We start from the raw sequence: 3,805 nt of genomic DNA, 5'->3' as shown, positions 1-3,805 counted from the left end.
CGACACCCCCACACCCTCGAACACCAACGCCGTCCCACCCGGCGACCGCCCCACCTGCTCCTCAAAACCACCCGCCAACGAACCATCCCGCAACACCCGACACTCACCACCACCAAACTCCAGCAGGCGGTGACGTTCGGCCGGCGCGAGGATGTCCACGTCGCCGACGGTGAGATGCGGGTCCGCGGCCAGTTGCTCCAGTACGCGGCCGAAGCGGGCTGCCATCTCCGCGATCGTCGCCTGGTCGAAGATGTGTTCCTGGTACTGGAGGGAGAGGGTGGGGTGCGGGTCGGCCTCGGCCATGACCATCAGCGGGTAGTGGGTGCCGGAGAAGTGCCGCAGCCCAGCCAGCCGCACTCCCGCCTCGGCATTGGCGTCGTCCAGTCCGGCGCGGTCGATGGGGTAGGACTCGAAGACGACGAGAGTGTCGAAGAGGCTCGACAAGCCCGTGCTCTGCTGGATCTCGGCCAGGCCCAGATAGTGGTGGTCGAGGAGTCCGGCTTGGTGTTCCTGGGTGCGCTGGAGTACGTCGGCGAGGGTGTCGCCAGCGTCGTAGCGCACGCGGACCGGCAGGGTGTTGATGAACAGGCCCACCATCGAGTCCACGTCCGGTAGCGAGGGCGGACGCCCGGAGACCGTGGCACCGAACACCACATCCTGCCGCCCCGTCAGCTGACCCAGCAGCACCGCCCAGGTGCCCTGCACCAATGTGTTGACCGTGACACCCAACTCCGCCGCACGACGCGTCAGCATGCGGGAGGTCTCGTCCGACACGTCGACGCCCACGGTCCCGATACCGGTGGCCCCGGCATGCGAAACCGTACGCGGTGCGAGAAGGGTGGGTTCTTCGACGCCGTCGAGTTCGGCAGCCCACGCCCGGAGGGTCTCCTCCCGGTCCTGCCGCTCCAGCCAGGCCAGAAAGTCCCGATAACCCCGCACCCGCGGCAGACCGGAAGCCTCACCATGTGCGGCATACAGCCGCAGCAGGTCCTTGAACAGCACCGGAAGCGACCAGCCGTCGAACAGCGCATGATGCGCCGTCAACACCAGCTCGAAACGCTCCGCCTCCAACGCCACCAACGACATCCGCACCATCGGCGGACACCCCGGATCAAAATGCCGACCATGATCCGCCACCAGGAACCGCTCGAAAGACTCGGCACGCTCCGCCTCCGGCAGACCGGTGAAGTCCACGAACTCCCACGGCAGCTCAACACCCTCGACGACCAGCTGCACCGGATTACCCCGCGCATCCTCCACAAAAGCCGTGCGCAGATTCGCATACCGCTCCAGCAGCGCCTGACCCGCAACCCGCATCCGCTCCGCATCCACACAACCGGCCAGATGAAAGACCAACTGCATCTGATACGCATCGAAACCCCCACCGCCGCTACCGGAGTCCACCAGCTTGCTGTGGAACAGCAACCCGGCCTGCAACGTCGACTGCGGCCAGACATCCACCAGCCCCTGATACCGGGACTCCCACGCCTCGATCTCACCCTGCGACACACCCACCAACGGCACATCCGAAGGCGTCAGACCACCCGCCCCCGGAACCTCGGCAACATGCCGGGCAAGACCCGCCAACGCCTCCACCCACAACCCCGCCAACTCCTCCACCTCGGCGCGCGAGAACAGGCCTGTGGCGAAGGCGAACTGGGCGGTGAGTTCTTCACCGTCACCTCTGTCGGTGACGAGGGAATTGATGTCCAGGGCGGCCATGACGGGCATATCGGCGTCCGGGGTGGCGGTGAGTTCGCCGGCTTCGGGTGCGGGATGGAAGCCGAGGCCGCGCAGATGCTCGGGCATGTCGGTGCCGGAGAAACGGCCCAGATAATTGAAACCGATCTGCCCGGTCGAACGACCCGCAAGCACCGCCCCCGTCCCGTCGTTCAAATACCGCAGCAACCCAAAACCGATCCCCTTGTCCGGGACCGCCAGCAACTGCTCCTTGACCGCCTTCACCGCCCGACCGGCAGCCACACCCCCGGCAAACGCCTCACCGACATCCACCCCGGCAAGATCCAGCCGCACCGGATACATGCTGGTGAACCAGCCCACCGTCCGCGACAAATCCGCCCCAGGCACAACCCCTTCCTCACGACCATGCCCCTCCAACCGCAACAACAACGAAGACGACGCCTCAACACCACGCCGCTCCCGCCACCGCGCCACCGCCAACGACAACCCCGCCAACAGCACATCGTTCACACCACCACGAAACGCCGCAGGCACAGCACCCAGCACCGACGCCGTCACCTCCACCGGCACCCGCACCCGCACGGTCGCCACAGTGGAGGTCACATCGACAGCCCGGTCCAACTCCCGCGAACCCAGCAGCGGATCAGGACCCTCCAGCACCTCCTGCCAGAAGGGCAGTTCGGCAACACGATCGGGACGGTGCGCTTCCTCCACCAGGGCGTGAGCCCAGCGCCGTGCCGAAGTGGTGACGGGCGCGAGATCAGGGCTCCGGCCCTCACGCACCTGCTCCCAGGCGGCAGCGAGATCCGGACCCAGCACCCGCCACGACACACCGTCCACCACCAGGTGATGAGCCACCACCAACAACCGCCCCGCCGCAGCCGCATCATCCGGCTCGAACCACACCAGCCGGAGCATCACACCCGCAGCCGGATCCAGCTCGGCCAAGGCCCCATCCAGCTCGGCGGACAGCAGCCGCCCCCACGCCACGGTGTCGTGCCCACCAGCACACGGGACGCGACGGAGCAGCCCGTCCACATCCACGCTGCCCGGCGCAGCCACCTCCAGCACAGGACCCTCGTCCGCGCCGTCCACACCGTCTGCGTCGTCCACGCCGTCCACCAGACGGGACCGCAGCACATCGTGATGGTCGACCACAGCCCGCACCGTCGCCACAAGGCCCTCGCGGTCGATGCCCGGCGGGAGCTCCAAGGCGAGCCACTGGGCGAAGTGGTCGGAGTTGCCGCCCAGCTCTTTCAGGTAGCGGGCCGCGGGCAGCAGGGGGACGGTACCGACGCCGCCGCCCTCCAGTTCGGCGAGGGCCGTACTGCCGCTCCCGCCCTCACCCACCCGGGCCGCCTCAGCCAGCTCGGCGACAGTGCGGCACTCGAACACCTGCCGCGGCGAGACCTCCACACCCACCGCACGCGCCCGCGACACCACCTGGATCGACCGAATACTGTCGCCACCGACCGCGAAGAAATCGTCGTCGACACCGACCCGCTCCAACCCCAGCACCTCGGCAAACACACCCGCCAAAGCCGCCTCCACCGGATCACCCGGCGCCCGGTACACACCACCTGAGAATTCCGGCTCGGGCAGCGCCTTGCGGTCGACCTTGCCGCTGGCGTTGACGGGCAGCTCGTCCATGACGACGAATGCCGCCGGCACCATGTACTCCGGCAGCCGTCCGGAGAGGAAAGCCCGCAGCTCAGCGGGGGTCGCTGAGGCCATACGCTCGCTGCCTGCGGGGGCCACGGACTCCGCGGTGTCCGTCGTCGCCGGGACGACGTACGCGACGAGTTGTTTCCCGCCTCCCTCACCTTGGGCCTGGCGGGCGACGACGGTGGCCTGTGCGACGTCGGGGTGCGCCAGCAGTGCGGCCTCGATCTCGCCGGGCTCGATACGGAAACCACGCACCTTGACCTGGAAATCGGCACGCCCGATGTAGTCGATCGCTCCGTCCGCCCGCCAGGCGACCAGGTCACCACTGCGATACATCCGCGCCCCGGGCGGCCCGAACGGATCAGCCACGAACCGCTCAGCCGTCAGACCATGCCGCCCCAGATAACCCCGCGCCAACTGCACACCAGCCAGATACAAC

At 68.0% G+C, this 3,805-nt stretch carries 1 protein-coding gene; it reads right to left on the bottom strand.

Annotated elements, in window-relative coordinates:
• Positions 1–3,805, bottom strand: a 3,805-nt coding sequence (locus tag ACTWQF_RS36685; protein ID WP_443284111.1) for a condensation domain-containing protein, incomplete at both ends; no start/stop codon positions are given.

This window comes from Streptomyces sp. 8N114 (assembly GCF_052245835.1).
In the GTDB taxonomy this organism is placed as follows: domain Bacteria; phylum Actinomycetota; class Actinomycetes; order Streptomycetales; family Streptomycetaceae; genus Streptomyces.
Note: the sequence above shows the minus strand (reverse complement) of the source record. Positions and strands in the feature narration are given on the sequence as shown.